This window comes from Bradyrhizobium sp. CSA112 (assembly GCF_029051645.1).
In the GTDB taxonomy this organism is placed as follows: Bacteria; Pseudomonadota; Alphaproteobacteria; order Rhizobiales; family Xanthobacteraceae; genus Bradyrhizobium.
In genome coordinates this window covers 42,679-59,886 of the sequence record NZ_JAACFS010000032.1, presented here as the reverse complement: position 1 = coordinate 59,886, position 17,208 = coordinate 42,679, and the positions used below count along the sequence as shown (strand labels likewise).

The window sequence follows — 17,208 nt, the reverse complement described above, 5'->3', positions numbered from 1 at the left end:
TCATTCCGGGACACGCGTCTTCGCGTGGACCCGGAATCCAGAGATTGCTGCGCGAGATTCCGGGTTCGTGCTTTGCACGCCCCGGAATGACGGAATATCAGGTGCCGGCGTAGAAGTAGGAAGCCAGCCGGGTCTGGATGTTTTCCGCGATCTCCTGCGCGGCGCGATCCTCGGCGTCGCGGAAGGCCCGGGCGCGAGCGAAGCGCTGCAACTGGCCGGGGATGTCGTAGGACACGCGGGAGAAGGTCGTGCCCGTCATGACCGACTTGTTGGTGGCGAGATCGATCAGATTGTACTGCGCGTCGATGCCGTAGTTCTCGCTGGAGGGCAGCGCGGTGGTGGGATCGATCATCAGCGAGTTGCGGGTGGTGTTGAAGCGCAGCACCAGCCGATGGGTCGGCGGCATGCCGGTGGCATTGCCGTAGAGCTTGAACGCCAGCGCGTTGCGGATCTCGACCTGGATACGGGCTTCGCGCGAGGCGTTGGGCTTGTCGACCGGCGGAACTTCCACGCCCATCAGCTTTTCGCGCAGGCCGGGCTTGCCATCGTTACGTTCGGCGTACATTGGCTGGAAACAGCCGGCCGTGAGCGCCGCCAGAGCGGCGACCGCGATGAGCCGGACGGCGATCCGGGTCCTAGCCAACGACATTCACGATCCTCATGGGAACAACGATTACCTTGCGGACGGCCTTGCCGCCGAGAGCGACTTTTACCGCATCGAGCGCCAAAACGGCAGCCTCAATTTCCGGATTTTGGGCGACCCGTGGCACGGTAACATCACCCCGCTTCTTGCCGTTGACCTGGACCACCAGCGTCACGGTGTCTTCAACCAGCAAATCGCGTTCGATTTGGGGCCAGTTGGCTTCCGAAATCAGCCCGGACTGCCCCAGAACCTGCCAGCACTCCTCGGCCAGATGCGGCATCATCGGGGAAACGAGCTGAACCAGGATGATTGCGGCCTCTCGGACGGACCAGGCCAGATCCGGCGCCGGCTTGCCCCCACGGCCCAGCACCTCGGCCAGTGCATTGGTGAATTCACGGATATGAGCAAGGCAGACATTGAAATGCAGCCGCTCGATACCGGACGAGACCTTGTCCAGCGCGCCATGAGCTGCCTTGCGCAAGCCAAGCGCATCCGCCCCGAACGAAGCCGGCCGCGCTGCCGGGGCCACTTTGGCGATTTCGGCGGATTCGTTGACCAGCCGCCACAGCCGCTGCACAAAGCGTGAGGCACCCTGCACGCGCTCGTCGCTCCAGATCACATCGCGATCGGGCGGGGAGTCCGACAGCATGAACCAGCGCGCAACGTCGGCGCCATAGGTCGCGATGATGTCGTCGGGGTCGACGGTGTTCTTCTTCGACTTCGACATCTTCTCGATCGGCCCGATGCTGATTTCTTCGCCGGTCTCCATCAGGACCGCGCGGCGGCCGTTGCCGCCGGTCTCGATCTTGACCTCGGCCGGCGTCACGTAGCCGCCGTCAGCTTTCTGATAGGTCTCGTGTACCACCATGCCCTGCGTATACTGGCCGGCGAACGGCTCGTCATAGGCAATGTGACCGGTGGCCTTCATCGCGCGGGTGAAGAAGCGCGCGTAGAGCAGATGCAGGATCGCGTGCTCGACGCCGCCGATATACTGATCAACCGGCATCAACCGATCGACGATGGCGCGTGTGGTTGGAGCCGTCTCGTTCCACGGATCCGTGAAGCGCGCGAAGTACCATGCCGAGTCGACAAAGGTATCCATAGTGTCGGTTTCGCGTTGCGCCTTGCCGCCGCATTTCGGGCAGGTGACGTGCTTCCAGGTCGGGTGATGGTCGAGCGCGTTGCCGGGCTTGTCGAAGGTCACATCCTCCGGCAGCACGACTGGAAGGTCTGCGTCGGGCACCGGGACGACGTCACACTTCGGGCAGTGGATCACCGGGATCGGACAGCCCCAATAGCGCTGACGGGAAACGCCCCAGTCGCGCAGACGGAAATTTACCTTGCGTTCGCCGACCGGCAGGTTACCGCGAACTTCAGTTTCCAGCCGCTTCGCGACGTCTTCCTTGGCCTGCTCGATGGTCATGCCGTCGAGGAAGCGCGAGTTGATCATACGGCCGTCGCCGTCATATGCGGTATCGGTGATGACGAAGGTTTTCGGATCGACGTCCGGCGGGCACACCACCGGGGTGTTTCCGAGTCCGTATTTATTGACGAAATCTAGGTCGCGCTGGTCGTGCGCCGGACAGCCGAAGATGGCGCCGGTGCCGTATTCCATCAGCACGAAGTTGGCGACATAGACCGGCAGCTTCCAGCTCGGGTCGAACGGATGGATCGCCTTGATGCCGGTATCAAAACCCTGCTTCTCCTGGGTATCGATGATTTCCTGCGCGGTACCGTGACGCTTTGCTTCGGCAATGAACTCCGCGAGCTTTGGATTCTTCGCAGCCGCGGCCTGCGCCAGCGGGTGATCCGGTGCGATCGCCATGAACTTGGCACCGAACAGGGTGTCGTGTCGCGTGGTGAAGACTTTCAGATCGCTATCGCCATTCGGCGCGGTCGCAGGATCGAGCGCGAAGCGGATCAGCATGCCTTCGCTGCGGCCGATCCAGTTGCGCTGCATGACGCGCACCCGATCGGGCCAGCGGTCGAGCGTATCGAGCGCGTCGAGCAGCTCTTGCGAGTACTTCGTGATCTTGAAGACCCACTGATTCATCTCGCGCTGCTCAACAACAGCGCCGGAGCGCCAGCCTCGGCCGTCGATCACCTGCTCGTTGGCGAGCACGGTCATGTCGACCGGATCCCAGTTGATCTTGCGCTTCTCTCGCTCGGCGAGACCGGCGCGCAGGAAGTCGTTGAACAGCTTTTGCTGATGCTTGTAATAGCTAGGGTCGCAGGTTGCGAATTCGCGCGACCAGTCCAGCGACAGTCCGATCGACTGCAACTGCTTCTTCATCGCAGCGATGTTGTCGTAGGTCCAAGCCTTGGGCGCGACCTTGCGCTCGATCGCGGCATTTTCCGCCGGCAGCCCGAACGCATCCCAACCCATCGGGTGCATCACATTGTGGCCGTTCGCCCGCATGTAGCGGGCCAGCACGTCACCCAGCGTATAGTTGCGGACGTGCCCGATATGGATGCGCCCGGACGGGTAGGGGAACATCTCGAGCACGTAATATTTTGGCCGCGGATCGTCGTTTTTGCAGACGAAAATCGACTTTTCTGCCCACTGGCGTTGCCAGCGCGGCTCGGAATCACGGGCGTTGTAGCGTTCGGCAGTCATGAAATCGCAGGGCTTTTTGTGGATTCGGGTCCCGTCCAGAGGACGGCGGACTAGGCCACAAAAGCGGCTGCGGGGTCAACGGGTTGGGAAGGCGGGAACGTCCATTTGGCAAGTGGCGCGGACCGTCCGCTCACCCCGCCATCGCTATCCCGGCCTCGTCCACCAGCTTGGCAAAACCGTGCTCGACGACGGTGTTGCGGCCGCGGTGTTTGGCGGCGTAGAGGGCGGCGTCGGCGGCTTCGATCAGGTCGCCGGGGGTTTGGGTGTCGTTCGGGAGCGTCGCGGCCACGCCGACGCTGACGGTGACGGTGCAGTAGCTGGAGGTGATGTGCGGCAGGCGGAGGCCCTGAATGGTCGCGCGTACGGTTTCGCCGATATCGAGTGCTTTCTGCGCGCTGGTGTTCGGCAGCAAGAGGCAGAATTCCTCGCCGCCATAGCGGCCGGCAAAGCCCATTGTGTCGGCAGCGATGCCGGCGAGCGTTTCGCCGATCCGGGTGAGACAGGCGTCGCCCTCGGGGTGGCCATAGGTGTCGTTGTAAAGCTTGAAGTGGTCGACATCGATCATTAGCAGCGACAGCTCGCAATGATATTGCTGCGCCTTCATCCATTCGAAATCGAGCCGGCTCTGGAAGCCGCGGCGGTTGGCGAGGCCCGACAGCATGTCGATCGAGGCCATCACGGTGAGCCGGTCATTGGTGGCGACCAGCTCGCGCTCGCGCTGGCTGAGTTGGGCGGCCATTGCGTTGAAGGCGCTCGCCAGTGGCATGAATTCCGACGGCAGCCGGCTGCGCGAGACGCGGGCCGACCAGTCGCCTTCGCCGAATCGTTTGGCCATACCTGTCATGACCTCGATCGGATTGATGATGAGCTTCTCGGCCCCGATCAGCGCCCCGAGCAGCACGAACAGGCAGACGAGTCCGAGTTGCAGATAGGCGGTACGGATGTCGCGATTGATCGCGGCCGTCACCCTGTCCTCGTCGATGCTGACGATTAGACGCGATTGCGTCCCGGGAATACGTGCGAAACTGATGGTGCGCTTGGAGCTGTCGGTAGTAGTGAAGGAAATCGAGCCCGTATCGGAGTTGGAACTGAGAGCTTTGTAGGTGATGGCCGACAGCAGCGGGACGTTGTCGAGCGGCTGGCCGATCATGCTGGCCTGGTCCGGCGGTGCGGCCAGCACGACGCCGGTGCTGTCGATCAACAGCGCTGAAATGCCCGGCCGTCCGCCGAGGTTGGCCATGATCTTCGACAGCCAGTCGAGATTGATGCCGGCGACCGCCACGGAATCTTCTTCGGGATTAATCGCCGAGACCGGATAGGCCGCCATCATGATCGGCCGATTGCTGACCCTGCCAAACAGATAGTCGCTGAAAACGAAATCGCGGGTTTCCTGCGCTTTCCTGAAATACTCACGATCACTGATGCTAAGGCCGACCTGAATGTTCAGGGTGGAACATTGCACCACGCCTTCCTTGCTCACGAGCATAATGCTGCGGATCCAGGGCAGGTTGGCAGGCAGGCTAGCGCGCAGGATTTCGCAGCTCCGTCCGATGCCGCTGGAGGCGCGGATATAGGCGGCCGATTTCAGCATCGTCTCGACGGAGGAGATCACCTCGCGCTGAGTTTCCGCGCTGTGGTGGGTGATCCTGGCGTATTCTTCGGAAGCCATCGCGATCTGCTTAGCGCGCGTGTCTTCCAGCGAGCGGACGCGCTCGAGCATCAAGGGGGCCACCAGCATCACGGCCAGCATCGTAAGCCGCGCCCGGATTCCCAGCAGCTTCTTGAGTTTGACCCGTTTGCGGTTGAATGTGACGCCAGACATCCCTGCCCCCCACACCGCAAGGTAGAGCGAAGGGTTCAAAAAGCCTTTCCCGAACTTGGTAAAATTCGAGGAAATGCCGTAAAATCTGCGGGTCCAAATACGACATGAAGCGAGAGAGATGGCGACGCCGCTAACCAAGTCTTTACCAAACAGTCTGGCTCAAGTGGAGCAGGACATCGCGCGCGCGTGCAAGGAGGCGCGCCGCGAGCGCGCGTCGGTGACGCTGATCGCGGTGTCGAAGACGTTCGACGCCACAGCCATTTTGCCTGTCATCGATGCCGGACAGCGCGTGTTCGGCGAAAATCGCGTGCAGGAGGCCAAGGCGAAATGGCCGGCATTGGTCTCGGCCCATCCCGGGATCGCGCTGCACCTGATCGGGCCGCTGCAATCCAACAAGGCAAAGGAAGCGGTCGGGCTGTTCGACGCCATCCATTCGGTCGACCGTCCCAGCATCTGCGAAGCGCTGGCCAAGGAAATCCGTTCGCAGAACAAACGGCCGGAATTGTTCATTCAAGTGAACACCGGCGAAGAGCCGCAGAAGGCCGGCATCGCACCCGGCGAGGCCGACGCCTTCATCGCGAACTGCCGCGACAAATACGGTCTGGTCATTTCTGGCTTGATGTGCATCCCGCCGGTCAACGAGGCGCCGGCGCCGCATTTCGCATTGACGGCCAAGATCGCCGCGCGCAATGGGCTGAAGAATCTGTCGATGGGCATGAGCGCCGACTTTGCGGTTGCGATCCAGCTCGGCGCCACGCATGTGCGCGTCGGTTCGGCGATTTTCGGGGCGCGGTAGGAGCCACGCTGTCGTCCCTGCGAACGCAGGGACCCATACGCCGTGGCTTATCAGCAAGGGCGATGGGGTAGTTGCCTTCCGTACCAACGAGCGATGGTGGTTATGGGTCCCTGCGTTCGCAGGGACGACATCGAGTGCGGGTGAGGCCTACTCGAATCCCACCGACACTTTTCCGAGCGCGCCGAAATCGGCCGCGCAAAAATCACCTGATTGAATCGGCAGCGGCGGATGGCAGGTACCGGTGGTGACGATCCGTCCCGCCTTCAGCGTCACGCCAAGCTGGCGTAGTTCATTGGCGAGCCACGCTAGCGCGACCCGCGGATCGCCCAAGACATTCTTGCCGTGACCAATAAAATGCTGGCCGCGCATCGTAACGACCGGCCGCTCCTCGACGAGATCCATCGAACGCCAGTCGGCGGTTGCCGCAGGTCCCAGCACGAACAGATGCGCGCAGGCATTGTCAGCGATGAGCTGCGCTTCGCCGGCGCTAACGAAATCCTCGAACCGCGAATCCGGAATCTCGATGGCCGGATGCAGCGTGTCGACCGCGTCGAGGACCTGCTGCATCGTATAGGGCGTAGGGCGCGCGGGCAGATCCACGCGCATGCGAAAGGCGAATTCGGGTTCGGCGACGCGCATTTCATTGCCTGCCATCGAAGCCGTTCCACCGTCAGAGATTACGGTCTCGGCCAGGATGCGCCCGGCCATCGGGCCGTCGACGTTGATGTGCTTTTGTCCGGCCTCACTGGTGGCCGCGATCTTCCAGCCGAGCAAACTTTCGGGCGAATATTTTTCGATTCCTGCCTGGATCGCATAGGCCTCAATGCGGTCGCGCGGCCGCAGCGATTCGTCGAGGCCGGAAAATTTAGTGCCGGCGCGCCAGTGATCGTGCAGCGTCTTCGACGCGGCTGTTATCGCGTTTTTGTTGAGCATTGTTTTGATTCCCCATCAGCCGATCATGATCTTCGTCTGCGGGCCCATTCGCCGCAACAGCCGCAGCATGGCGGATTTCGTCATCGAAACGCACCCTGCCGTCGGCGAGAAATTGGGGCGCGCCAGATGCAGAAACACGGCGCTGCCGCGGCCGGCGATTCGCGGCGCGCTGTTGTGATCGATTTCGACAATGAAATCGTAGAGGTGGTCCTCTCGCATCAGCCGGTCACCGGCCTGATCCCGGACCAGGCGGATTGGCTGATTGTAACGGCGGTCACGCGGATCTTCGCACCAGGCGTCTTCGGACCGGATCGGCCGGACTGGCAGATAGGTCCGCGGCCTGGGATGGCGGTCGGCGCGCCACCACAGTTGCAGCGGACGGTATGTACCCCGCGGGGTGCCGCCGTCGCCCTCCCGTTTGTTGGCGAGGATCCCGCCGCGACCAAGTGCCACCGGCACGGTCCAGCCGTCCGCTGTCAGCCAGCCCCGGCGCGGATCGCCGGCAGCCCTCTGAACTCGAATTGCGGAAAGTGGCCGATCACGCGCGGTTGTCGGATAAGTGATTGAAATGGCGTTATTTTCCATGCCAATGCCTGAATTCAAGGGTTGCCTGCCCGGCCCATAATTGCCCCATTTGGCGCCATTACAGGACATTCATCCAAACGCGCCTCAAATTTGGGATAGACTGCGGTTCAGCTTGTGAAACTGTAACAATCTCTTACCTCAATGCGAATCAGTGCCTGAAGACCCGGCTTGCTTGCAAAGTTTGCCCGCGAATCAGGTTGTCCATCGACCAAGACCCGGCTTGAGACGCTTCCACTTGTGTCCGCCGCCTGCCCCAAGAGGATCGTATCCTATGCCCAATGCCCGCAAGATCCTGATCGTGGAAGACGACAACGATCTGCGCGACACGCTGGTCGAGCAACTATCGCTGCACGAGGAGTTCGAAGCTTCCGCGGTCGATACCGGCGCCAAGGGCGCCAGCGCCGCCAAGGCCAATTCACCAGATCTGGTGCTGATGGATGTCGGCTTGCCGGATACCGACGGAAGGGAAGTCGTGCGCAGCCTCCGCAAGGGCGGCTTCAAGGCGCCGATCATCATGCTGACCGGCCACGACACCGATTCCGACACGATCTTGGGGCTCGAATCGGGCGCAAATGATTACGTCGCAAAGCCGTTCCGGTTCGCCGTCCTGCTCGCCCGGATCAGGGCGCAGCTCCGCCAGCACGAGGCCAGCGAGGACGCGGTGTTTTCCGTCGGCCCCTACAGCTTCCGGCCCGGCTCCAAGATGTTGACCGCCGCCAATGCCAGGAAGGTGCGGTTGACCGAGAAGGAAACCGCGATCCTGCGCTTCCTGTATCGCGCCGGCCAGTTGCCGGTGTCGCGCGAGACGCTGCTGCAGGAAGTCTGGGGCTACAATTCGGGCGTTACCACGCACACGCTGGAAACCCACATCTACCGTCTCAGGCAGAAGATCGAGAAAGATGCGGCCAACCCGGAAATCCTGGTGACGGAAGCCGGTGGCTACAAGCTGGTGCCGTGATACGATTCGCAGCCACGATTCGTAATTTTCGCGCATCCCGGTCAACGGTCCATGTCGATCGAAGATGATGTAGCCCTGCTCGAGCGGGTCCCCACACTACGCCTGTTGGGAACGACGGCTCTACGCATGCTGGCGATCGGTTCGGAGCAGCGCGATTTCTCACCTGGCGACTATCTGTTCAATGCCGGCGACGAGGCGGATGCGGGCTATATCGTTCAGCGCGGTTCGATCCGCGTCGAGGACGGCGGCGCCGAAGTCGTTGCTGGTCCCGGCGCCCTGATCGGCGAATTGGCGCTGATCGTCGCGATGAAACGGCCGTCCAGCGCGGTCGCGCTTGATCATTCCTCGGTGATCCGGGTGGCGCGCAGCCTGTTTCAACGCGTGCTCGAAAGCGATCCTGCCGCGGCGCGCCGTCTGCGCGACGAGCTCGCGACCCGCACCAGCCAGCTCACCAGCGATATTTTGATAGCCGGCGCCAAGCTGAATATCTGAACTTATCTATCCGTCATCCCGTCTATCCGTCGTCGTCCCGGACAAGCGAGCGGAGCGAGCGCGATCCGGGACCCATACGCCGTGGCCTGTCTTTGGGCACAGTCGCTGACGGCTTTTGTTACCATAGGGTCCTGTGGTTATGGGTCCCTGCGTTCGCAGGGACGACGACAACGAAACTACACTTCCAGCGTTACCGTCACAGGCACGTGGTCGGACGGGCGCTGCCAGCCGCGGGCGTCGCGGGTGATGCTGAAATCGGTGACGCCGTCTTTGAGCGCGCGCGAGACCCAGATGTGATCGAGCCGCCGGCCTCGGTCGCCCACCGTCCAGTCGGCGGCGCGGTAGCTCCACCACGTATAGACCTTTTCCGAAAGCGGAATCCGCTCGCGCGCGACGTCGAACCATTCGCCATGGGCCTGTGCTGCGAGCAGCTTCTCGCATTCGATCGGCGTATGCGAAACGACCTTCAAAAGCTGTTTGTGCGACCACACGTCGTTCTCATGTGGTGCGACGTTGAGGTCGCCGACCAGGATATGCCGGTCGTCGCCGCGCGGATGCAGCGGCTCGCACGCCTTCATCTCGTCGAGAAATTTCAGCTTGTGATCGAATTTCGGATTGAGCACCGGATCGGGAATGTCGCCGCCGGCCGGAACATAAAAATTGTGCAGCACTACCGGCTTCGCTAGCTGCGCCTTCTCGCCGAACGCCACCGAGATGTGACGCGAATCGATCTTGTCGCAGAAGGTCCTGATATCGGTCGCGTCGAACGGAAGTTTCGAGACGATGGCGACGCCGTGGTAGCCCTTCTGCCCGTTCAGCGCGATATGCTCATAGCCGAGACGCTTGAAGCGCTTCAGCGGGAAAGCGTCGTCGATGCATTTGGTTTCCTGCAGGCACAGCACGTCCGGCCGCGCCGATTTGAGGAATTTGGCGACGATGTCGATGCGCAGGCGCACCGAATTGATATTCCACGTTGTCAGGGAAAAACGCATGAAGGCCGTGTATTACCACGGTTCCCGGCGCGGATTCCGTTCTCTCCACAGAAAGAATGGAAGAAAGCGCGCCGTTCAGTTCGCTGGAGTAAAATAGTTGGTGAAGTCGATCTTGAACAGGGCTGGGTCGACCTTCTTGGACGAGTCCAGATTGTAGACCGCAACCGTGGTGTCGTAACCCTGCGGGTCGGTCACGGTCCATTGCTTGAGCTGGCCGTCCTTGGTGCCGACCATCAGCATCAACCGGCTGGTGCCGATCAGGGCCTGCTTCTCCTCGATGGTGACGCTGATGTAGACGTCATCGGCCGTGACGCTGACGACATTGGTATCCTTCAGCAGATCGATCCGGTCTGACAGCAGGAAGCGCAGCGGTGTCTGCGACAGCGGATAGATGTCCTGGGTCGCAAGCTTCGTATCGCGCACGGCCAGCGACGAGCCATCGGCGATAATCGCGATCGGGCTCGGCTCCTCATATTCGAAACGCACCTTGCCCGGCTTCTGGATGTAGAAATCTCCCTTGGTCTTGCTGCCGTCGGGCCCGACCTGGACGAAATTTCCGACCAACGTTTGCAGCGAGGACAGATAGGAGCTCACCCGGGCAGCCTGTGCCTTCTGGTTGGCATCGAAGGTTGCAAAAACGTTGGCCGGGACGTTGCGGCGCGGGTCGGGAATCACCGGGTTCGGCGGCGCCTGAGTGGCGCCGGTGGTCGTCGGTCCCTTTTTTTCCTGCGCGCTCATCTGCACGTTGCCGTCGCGGGTCTTGGGCGCGGGCTTCGGAACCGGAACTGTCTGCGAGAGAGCCGGCGTCGCGAAGCCCGCGATGGAGGTGGCGATCAAAAGAGCCAGTCCTGAGCGCAGCCCGCGATGGGTGTTTTGTTGTGTCATCAGATATTTCGGATCTCTATTCGACGAGGTATCCCGCTGCAGGCCATTTTATCGTGCTTTCGAGCCTAGGAGGTATCGTTTTTCCGTGAAAATAGTTGCGCCGAATCCCGTTCGGCGCTGGCACCCTAGAACCCGCCTTCTTCCTCTTCGACCAGAATTTCGCGTTTACCGGCGTGATTCGCCTGTCCAACGATGCCTTCGAGTTCCATCCGCTCCATCAACGACGCGGCGCGGTTATAGCCGATTTGCAGCCGGCGTTGAATGTAGGATGTCGAGGCCTTGCGGTCGCGCTTGACGATCGCAACCGCCTGCGCGAACAGGTCGCCGCCACCATCGCCCCCCATACCGGTGGAATCGAACACCGCGCCGTCTTCTTCGCTCGGCTCTTCCGCGGTGACCGCTTCCAGATATTCCGGCTGGCCCTGCGTCTTGAGATGACGCACGACCTTCTCGACTTCCTCGTCGGAGGCGAACGGACCGTGCACGCGGCTGATGCGGCCGCCGCCGGCCATATAAAGCATGTCGCCCTGGCCGAGCAGTTGCTCGGCGCCCATCTCGCCGAGAATGGTGCGGCTGTCGATTTTCGAAGTGACCTGGAATGCGATGCGGGTCGGGAAGTTCGCCTTGATGGTGCCGGTGATGACGTCGACCGACGGACGCTGCGTGGCGAGGATCACGTGGAGACCCGCGGCGCGCGCCATCTGTGCCAGGCGCTGCACTGCGCCTTCGATGTCCTTGCCGGCGACCATCATCAGGTCGGCCATTTCGTCGACGATGATGACGATATAGGGCAGCGGTTCGAGGTCGAGCTTTTCTTCCTCGTAGATCGCCTTGCCGGTTTCCTTGTCGAAGCCGGTATGCACCGTGCGCGTCAGCTCCTCGCCCTTGCCCTTGGCTTCGACGAGGCGCTGGTTGTAGCCGTCGATGTTGCGCACACCGAGCTTGGACATCTTCTTGTAGCGCTCTTCCATCTCGCGCACGGCCCATTTCAGCGCGACCACCGCCTTCTTCGGATCGGTCACGACCGGCGTCAACAGATGCGGGATACCGTCATAGACGGAGAGTTCGAGCATCTTGGGATCGACCATGATCAGGCGGCACTGATCCGGCCGCAGGCGATAGACCAGGCTGAGGATCATGGTGTTGATGGCGACCGATTTGCCGGAGCCGGTGGTGCCGGCGATTAGCATGTGCGGGGTGCGCGCCAGATCGATGATGATGGATTCGCCGCCGATGTTTTTTCCGAGGCAGAGCGGCAACTTCACCGTCGACTCGTTGCTGTCCTTTGTGGTCAACAGCTCGCGCAGGTAAACCTTTTCGCGATGCGCATTCGGCAGCTCGATGCCGATGGCGTTGCGGCCGGCGACCACGGCGACGCGGGCGGAAAGCGCGCTCATCGAGCGGGCGATATCGTCGGCAAGGCCGATGACGCGCGAGGATTTGATGCCGGGCGCCGGTTCGAGTTCGTACAGCGTCACGACCGGGCCCGGATTGGCCTTGACGATCTCGCCGCGGACGCCGAAATCGCCGAGCACACCTTCCAGCGCGCGCGAATTGGCCTCCAGCTCCGCCTTGCTGAGCGGCTGCCGGTCAGACGCCTTGGGCGCCGTCAGCATCGAGACCGAAGGCAGTTCGAACTTCTCGGACTTGCGCGCCGGTGCGCGCGGCGCGGCCTTCTTGCGCGGAGCGCGGGCGGCCGGGACTTCCTCTTCTTCCTCTTCTTCCTCGTCCTCGAATTCATCTTCCTGCGGGCACGGTGCCGGTGCGGCGCGGCCGCTGAGGCTCGGTTCCTGGCGTTCGAACGAGGCCGTGCGAGGCGGCGGCGAACTCGACACAAGCGAGCGGTAGGCCGCGCTCAACAGCCATCCGAGCCGCGCCTTTGCGCTCATCAGGGCGTGGTACACCCATCCGAGCGACACCGAACTGCGATCCCCTTCTTCCACGAAGGGCGCGTCATCGTCCTCGATCGGCGTCAGCTCTTCATCCCGCGCGCGCGAGCCCCAGCCGCTGGCAAACAGAAAGGCCGCGCACATCGCCGCGAACAAAATGATGCCGAGCACCAGACGATAGGTGAAGCCGGCCGGACCGAATACCACGGCGGGCGCGCGCACCAGCGCGTCACCGACGACGCCGCCAAGGCCGGTCGGCAGCGCCCAACCTCCGCCATGCGGCCAGCAGCTTGCAAAACCTGCCGCGATCACCGTGCAGAGAATCCAGCATCCAAGGCGCAGCGCCTCGCGGTCGAAGGTGCGATGGGTCAGCATGCGCCAGCCCCACACCGCGACCGGGAGGATCAGCATGATCGCGCCGAGGCCGAGAATCTGCATCAAGAGATCGGCGCCGATCGCGCCGGGGTAGCCGAGAACGTTGCGGATCGGACGCGACGTCGCGTGGCTCAGGCTCGGGTCCTGCACCGACCACGTCATCAACGCCGCCGCCGCGACGCCGGACAGCGCGATTAAGCTCAAGCCGGCAAGCTCGCGCAGGCGTCGCGCCAGCGCGTCTCGAATCGAGACCGGCAGATGTCCGACCAGGGGAATAACACGTTCGATCGCTGGCATGCTCATGGGGCCCTGCGATTAATCCAGAATTTCGACCAGCCGGTGCAATGCCTCGGCCGTTGATTCACTGTCTGAAACCAGCGCGAGACGGATGTAGCCTGCGCCGGGATTGAAACCGTCGTTCTGCGGCCGCGACAGATAACTTCCGGGAATCACGCGGACGCCCGCATCCCGATAGAGTTTAATCGCCGCCGCCTCGTCGCCGCCGCGCCCGGATACGTCGAGCCAGACGCAGAAGCCGCCGGCGGGCCGCGCATAGCCGTAGCGGCTGCCGAGAATCTGGTCGGCGAGGTCGAATTTGATGCGGTAAAGCCTGCGGTTTTCTTCGACATGCGCCTCGTCGCTATAGGCAGCGACGGCGACGTGCTGCAGCGGCATCGGCACCTGGGGTGCTGCGACATTGCGCAATTCGTGAAAGGCCGCGAGAAACTTTCGGTCGCCGGCGGCAAAGCCGACGCGCATGCCGGGCAGGTTCGAGCGCTTCGACAGCGACTGGAATGCAACGACGTTGGTGAAGTCGGGCCCGGCACATTCGAGCGCGCTGCCCGGCGCGTGCCTGGTGTAGATTTCCGAATAGCACTCGTCGCTCAGGATCATGAAGCCATGGCGGTCGGCGAGTTTCTTCAGCCGCGTGAAGTAATCGCGCGAGGCGACGGCGCCTTGCGGGTTGGCCGGCGAGGCAATGAACATCGCCACGGTTCTGGCCAGCGTTGCTTCGTCGAGCGCATCGAGATCCGGCAAGAATCCGTTGGCGAGCGTGGTCGGCAGGTAGATCAGTTCGCAACCGGCAGCGCGGGCGCCCGCGCCGTAGGCCGGATAAAACGGGTTGGGCATCAGGATCGCGGGCTTGCCCTTGCGCGGGCCGACATAACGGGCGGCCGTGATCGCGGCAAAGAACAGCCCTTCGCGGCTGCCGTTCAGCACCAGGATTTCGCTCTCGGGATCGATCGGCCGGGGCAGGTCGAACCGGGTGGTCAGCCAGCTTGCAGCGGCGCGCCGGAACGGCTCGATACCCTTGGCGAGGGGATAGCGGCCGAACTCAGCAATGTGCCTCGCCAGGACCGGCCCGACAAAATCGGGGACCGGGTGCTGCGGCTCGCCTAATGACAGCGTAATCAATGGCTTGGCCGGTTGGTACGGCGCCAGCAACTCGGTGGTCCGCAAAAAAGGCGAACGCTCGGCCTGACCGGCAGATATGCTGCCGACGCCCTGCGCCACGCCGGAAGAGGCAGTCATTGCCATGTCTGAAACGCCAGCACTCTCAATAGGGGTCGGGGGACTTACCCGATGACCGGAAACACATCAAACCACCATAGATACGGCGAGGTTAAGACGCGATTAACCATCGGCCGACCCGTACAATTTGCGCGGTATTACCATATCTACGGTCGGCATTACCGCTGCTGAGGGCTGCCATGGCAACGACAGTCACAAGTAAGGGCCAAGTGACGATTCCAAAGCCCGTGCGCGAGCACCTCGGGATCGCTCCGGGAAGCCAGGTCGAGTTCCGGCGTGCCATCGACGGCAGCATCGTGATCGAGAAAGTCGAAGCGACGAGGGAACCCAGTCGCCTAGCCAAGCTGGTCGGCATAGCGGGACCCGGTCCCTCCACGGATGAAATCATGGCGATCACGCGCGGGGATTAGTCCGTGACGCTCGATCACGCCGGAAAGCGACGAACGTACCTAGTTCCGGCCCGGGTTCGGCAAATCCGTTTCAGAAAAAAGAAAGGGGCTCCAGCTTGCGCTGGAGCCCCTCAACGGTCAGGGCATTGCCGGGTATGTGCCCCGAACCGGAGTTATGGATGCGACCCTCGACGGATCGCACCCCGGGAGAACTACATGTTGTAAGCGCGCTCGGTGTGCTCGGTGACGTCGAGGCCTTCACGCTCGGTCTCGACGTTGACGCGCAGGCCGACGATGACGTCGACGACCTTGAAGAGGATCGCCGAACCGATGCCCGACCACACCAGCGTGGTGCAGACGCCCCAGAACTGGGAGGTCATCTGGGCGACGAAGTCGTAGTCCGCGATCTTGCCGGCGGCGTAATCCATGACGCCGGTACCGCCGAGGGCCGGATTCACCAGGATGCCGGTGCCGAGCGCGCCGACGATGCCGCCGACGCAGTGGACGCCAAACACGTCGAGCGAGTCGTCATAGCCGAGCGAGTTCTTCACCACGGTGCAGAAGAACAGGCAGACGACGCCGACCACGAGACCGAGCACAATCGCGCCCATCGGACCGGAATAGCCGGCCGCGGGGGTGACCGCCACGAGGCCAGCCACCGCGCCCGACAACGCGCCGAGCACCGAGGGATGGCCCTTGACGATCCATTCCGCGAACATCCAGGCCATCGCCGCCGCTGCGGTTGCAACGAAGGAGTTGGTCATGGCGAGCGCGGCGCCGCCGGAGGCTTCGAGGTTCGATCCGGCGTTGAAGCCGAACCAGCCGACCCAGAGCAGCGAAGCGCCGATCATGGTCATGGTCAGCGAGTGCGGAGCCATCAGCTCTTTGCCGTAACCGACGCGCTTGCCGATCAGGAGCGCACCGACGAGACCGGCAATACCGGCGTTGATGTGCACCACGGTGCCGCCGGCGAAGTCGATCGCGCCCTTCTTGAAGATCCAGCCGGCATCGGCATTGATCTCGTCGAGCTTGGCCTGAGCCGCGGTCTTCGCCGCACCGTCAGCCGCCGCGGCGAGCGCCTTGGCCGCGTCCGTGATCAGGTCCGGTCCGGGCCAGTACCAAACCATATGCGCGATCGGGAGGTAGATCAGCGTCACCCAGAGCGGGACGAACAAGGCCACCGCCGCGAACTTCATGCGTTCGGCGAAGGCGCCGACGATGAGGGCGGGGGTGATCGCCGCGAACGTCATCTGGAAGCAGATGTAGATGAGCTCGGTGATGTTGGCGTCGACACTGAAGGTCGCCGCTTTCGACTCGAGGGTCACGCCCATCAGGAAGGCCTTGGAGAAGCCGCCAATGAAGTCGGAACCGCCGGTGAAGGCGAGGCTGTAGCCGTAGAGCGCCCAGAGCAGAACGACGATGCAGACGGTGTAGAAGACCTGCATCAGCACCGAGAGCATGTTCTTGGAACGGACAAGACCGCCGTAGAACAGAGCGAGGCCGGGGATCGTCATCAACAGCACCAGCACTGTCGACGTTAACATCCAGGCATTGTCACCCTTGTTGACGGTTGGCTCGGCGTAAGCAGCGGTCGCGGCGAACAGGCCGACTGCGAGGGCCGCCAGTCCCGCGCCATAGGGACGTTTGAACGTCATTTGAGTTTACTCCTAAGTGGTAAGGTTTGAGCGCGAAATCAGAGGGCCGCGGCATCCGCCTCGCCGGTGCGGATGCGAACCGCATGGTCGAGGTTGATGACGAAGATCTTGCCGTCGCCGATCTGTCCGGTCTTGGCAGCGGATGTGATGGCGTCGATGGTCTTGTCGACCTGGTCGGAGGCGACAGCGACCTCGATCTTGATCTTGGGCAGGAAGCTCACCGCATATTCGGCGCCACGATAGATTTCCGTGTGGCCTTTCTGGCGGCCATAACCTTTGACTTCCGTCACCGTGAGGCCATGAACGCCAATGGCGGTCAGGGCGTCACGGACTTCTTCGAGCTTGAATGGCTTGATGATCGCCATAACAATTTTCATGGGTCTTGGTCCCCGCTTGGGCCCGGGTCAGGCGGACCGGGCGTTCTAGACTGAGGTTCACCACGCGGAGATGTTCACTACGCGGGCACAGCCAGGACCCATAGAATCAAATGCCGTGCCAGATCGTCGTCCTTCCCTAACAGATTATGAATGCGGCCCTTTTCGCCCTTTGCGGGAATTGCATTTTCCTGCGCCATTCCGTCGCGCCCAAAGCGTAGTCAGGCCTGCTCAAATCGTGAGCAGGTGCTGCCTAGCGACACAATCCTG

15 protein-coding genes are annotated in these 17,208 nt (G+C 62.4%); 4 read left to right on the top strand and 11 right to left on the bottom strand.

Translation table 11 applies throughout. The features are described 5' to 3' along the window. Window positions 1–97: 97 nt before the first annotated feature. The 3 genes from lptE to GWE18_RS33045 form a co-directional block, all read right to left on the bottom strand. The gene (lptE, locus tag GWE18_RS33055) at window positions 98–649 is read right to left on the bottom strand and encodes an LPS assembly lipoprotein LptE (protein ID WP_275189879.1); all 552 of its coding nucleotides are present in this window, start codon (window positions 647–649) and stop codon (window positions 98–100) included. Then, the gene (gene leuS, locus GWE18_RS33050) at window positions 636–3,260 is read right to left on the bottom strand and encodes a leucine--tRNA ligase (RefSeq protein ID WP_275189878.1); all 2,625 of its coding nucleotides are present in this window, start codon (window positions 3,258–3,260) and stop codon (window positions 636–638) included. The genes lptE and leuS overlap by 14 nt, the downstream gene beginning before the upstream one ends. A gap of 130 nt (window positions 3,261–3,390) precedes the next feature. Continuing rightward, window positions 3,391–5,082, bottom strand: a complete 1,692-nt coding sequence (locus GWE18_RS33045; protein ID WP_275189877.1) for a diguanylate cyclase — start codon at window positions 5,080–5,082, stop codon at window positions 3,391–3,393. Between the two features lie 118 nt (window positions 5,083–5,200). On the opposite strand from GWE18_RS33045, the gene GWE18_RS33040 reads away from it, so the two are divergent. Continuing rightward, window positions 5,201–5,878, top strand: coding sequence for a YggS family pyridoxal phosphate-dependent enzyme (locus GWE18_RS33040; protein WP_275189876.1), 678 nt, complete (start codon window positions 5,201–5,203; stop codon window positions 5,876–5,878). Window positions 5,879–6,025: 147 nt separating this feature from the next. On the opposite strand, the gene GWE18_RS33035 is transcribed toward GWE18_RS33040, so the two are convergent. Beyond that, window positions 6,026–6,811, bottom strand: a complete 786-nt coding sequence (locus GWE18_RS33035; protein WP_275189875.1) for a hydratase — start codon at window positions 6,809–6,811, stop codon at window positions 6,026–6,028. 15 nt (window positions 6,812–6,826) lie between these two features. Beyond that, complete coding sequence (locus GWE18_RS33030) at window positions 6,827–7,396, bottom strand: L,D-transpeptidase family protein (RefSeq protein ID WP_275189908.1); 570 nt, start codon at window positions 7,394–7,396, stop codon at window positions 6,827–6,829. Between the two features lie 271 nt (window positions 7,397–7,667). Here GWE18_RS33030 and GWE18_RS33025 point away from each other — a divergent pair, with 271 nt between their 5' ends. Continuing rightward, on the top strand, window positions 7,668–8,354 hold the full coding sequence (locus GWE18_RS33025; RefSeq protein WP_057853752.1) for a response regulator transcription factor: 687 nt from the start codon (window positions 7,668–7,670) through the stop codon (window positions 8,352–8,354). Window positions 8,355–8,405: 51 nt separating this feature from the next. Then, the gene (locus GWE18_RS33020; RefSeq protein WP_275189874.1) at window positions 8,406–8,846 is read left to right on the top strand and encodes a cyclic nucleotide-binding domain-containing protein; all 441 of its coding nucleotides are present in this window, start codon (window positions 8,406–8,408) and stop codon (window positions 8,844–8,846) included. Window positions 8,847–9,022: 176 nt separating this feature from the next. Here the strand turns inward: GWE18_RS33020 and GWE18_RS33015 are convergent, their stop codons facing one another. The 4 genes from GWE18_RS33015 to GWE18_RS33000 form a co-directional block, all read right to left on the bottom strand. Next, window positions 9,023–9,838 (bottom strand): exodeoxyribonuclease III, encoded by an 816-nt coding sequence (locus tag GWE18_RS33015; protein WP_057853750.1) that lies wholly within the window; start codon window positions 9,836–9,838, stop codon window positions 9,023–9,025. 75 nt (window positions 9,839–9,913) lie between these two features. After that, window positions 9,914–10,723: an outer-membrane lipoprotein carrier protein LolA gene (locus GWE18_RS33010; RefSeq protein WP_275189873.1), complete on the bottom strand. Its 810-nt coding sequence runs from the start codon at window positions 10,721–10,723 to the stop codon at window positions 9,914–9,916. A gap of 125 nt (window positions 10,724–10,848) precedes the next feature. Continuing rightward, window positions 10,849–13,290, bottom strand: coding sequence for a DNA translocase FtsK (locus GWE18_RS33005; protein ID WP_275189872.1), 2,442 nt, complete (start codon window positions 13,288–13,290; stop codon window positions 10,849–10,851). Window positions 13,291–13,302: 12 nt separating this feature from the next. After that, the gene (locus GWE18_RS33000) at window positions 13,303–14,526 is read right to left on the bottom strand and encodes an aminotransferase class I/II-fold pyridoxal phosphate-dependent enzyme (RefSeq protein WP_275189871.1); all 1,224 of its coding nucleotides are present in this window, start codon (window positions 14,524–14,526) and stop codon (window positions 13,303–13,305) included. Window positions 14,527–14,699: 173 nt separating this feature from the next. Here GWE18_RS33000 and GWE18_RS32995 point away from each other — a divergent pair, with 173 nt between their 5' ends. Beyond that, window positions 14,700–14,930, top strand: coding sequence for an AbrB/MazE/SpoVT family DNA-binding domain-containing protein (locus GWE18_RS32995; protein ID WP_275189870.1), 231 nt, complete (start codon window positions 14,700–14,702; stop codon window positions 14,928–14,930). Window positions 14,931–15,121: 191 nt separating this feature from the next. On the opposite strand, the gene GWE18_RS32990 is transcribed toward GWE18_RS32995, so the two are convergent. Together GWE18_RS32990 and GWE18_RS32985 are read right to left on the bottom strand one after the other, a co-directional pair. Then, complete coding sequence (locus GWE18_RS32990) at window positions 15,122–16,564, bottom strand: ammonium transporter (RefSeq protein ID WP_057853746.1); 1,443 nt, start codon at window positions 16,562–16,564, stop codon at window positions 15,122–15,124. A 38-nt stretch (window positions 16,565–16,602) separates the two neighbouring features. Further along, complete coding sequence (locus GWE18_RS32985) at window positions 16,603–16,941, bottom strand: P-II family nitrogen regulator (protein ID WP_008142813.1); 339 nt, start codon at window positions 16,939–16,941, stop codon at window positions 16,603–16,605. Window positions 16,942–17,208: the final 267 nt, after the last annotated feature.

What these genes read in the sequence shown, in the direction of transcription:
- lptE (WP_275189879.1), bottom strand. Translation starts at nt 649, where the DNA reads ATGTCGTTGGCTAGGACCCGGATCGCCGTCCGGCTCATCGCGGTCGCC.
- leuS (WP_275189878.1), bottom strand. Translation starts at nt 3,260, where the DNA reads ATGACTGCCGAACGCTACAACGCCCGTGATTCCGAGCCGCGCTGGCAA.
- GWE18_RS33045 (WP_275189877.1), bottom strand. Translation starts at nt 5,082, where the DNA reads ATGTCTGGCGTCACATTCAACCGCAAACGGGTCAAACTCAAGAAGCTG.
- GWE18_RS33040 (WP_275189876.1), top strand. Translation starts at nt 5,201, where the DNA reads ATGGCGACGCCGCTAACCAAGTCTTTACCAAACAGTCTGGCTCAAGTG.
- GWE18_RS33035 (WP_275189875.1), bottom strand. Translation starts at nt 6,811, where the DNA reads ATGCTCAACAAAAACGCGATAACAGCCGCGTCGAAGACGCTGCACGAT.
- GWE18_RS33030 (WP_275189908.1), bottom strand. Translation starts at nt 7,396, where the DNA reads ATGGAAAATAACGCCATTTCAATCACTTATCCGACAACCGCGCGTGAT.
- GWE18_RS33025 (WP_057853752.1), top strand. Translation starts at nt 7,668, where the DNA reads ATGCCCAATGCCCGCAAGATCCTGATCGTGGAAGACGACAACGATCTG.
- GWE18_RS33020 (WP_275189874.1), top strand. Translation starts at nt 8,406, where the DNA reads ATGTCGATCGAAGATGATGTAGCCCTGCTCGAGCGGGTCCCCACACTA.
- GWE18_RS33015 (WP_057853750.1), bottom strand. Translation starts at nt 9,838, where the DNA reads ATGCGTTTTTCCCTGACAACGTGGAATATCAATTCGGTGCGCCTGCGC.
- GWE18_RS33010 (WP_275189873.1), bottom strand. Translation starts at nt 10,723, where the DNA reads ATGACACAACAAAACACCCATCGCGGGCTGCGCTCAGGACTGGCTCTT.
- GWE18_RS33005 (WP_275189872.1), bottom strand. Translation starts at nt 13,290, where the DNA reads ATGAGCATGCCAGCGATCGAACGTGTTATTCCCCTGGTCGGACATCTG.
- GWE18_RS33000 (WP_275189871.1), bottom strand. Translation starts at nt 14,526, where the DNA reads ATGGCAATGACTGCCTCTTCCGGCGTGGCGCAGGGCGTCGGCAGCATA.
- GWE18_RS32995 (WP_275189870.1), top strand. Translation starts at nt 14,700, where the DNA reads ATGGCAACGACAGTCACAAGTAAGGGCCAAGTGACGATTCCAAAGCCC.
- GWE18_RS32990 (WP_057853746.1), bottom strand. Translation starts at nt 16,564, where the DNA reads ATGACGTTCAAACGTCCCTATGGCGCGGGACTGGCGGCCCTCGCAGTC.
- GWE18_RS32985 (WP_008142813.1), bottom strand. Translation starts at nt 16,941, where the DNA reads ATGAAAATTGTTATGGCGATCATCAAGCCATTCAAGCTCGAAGAAGTC.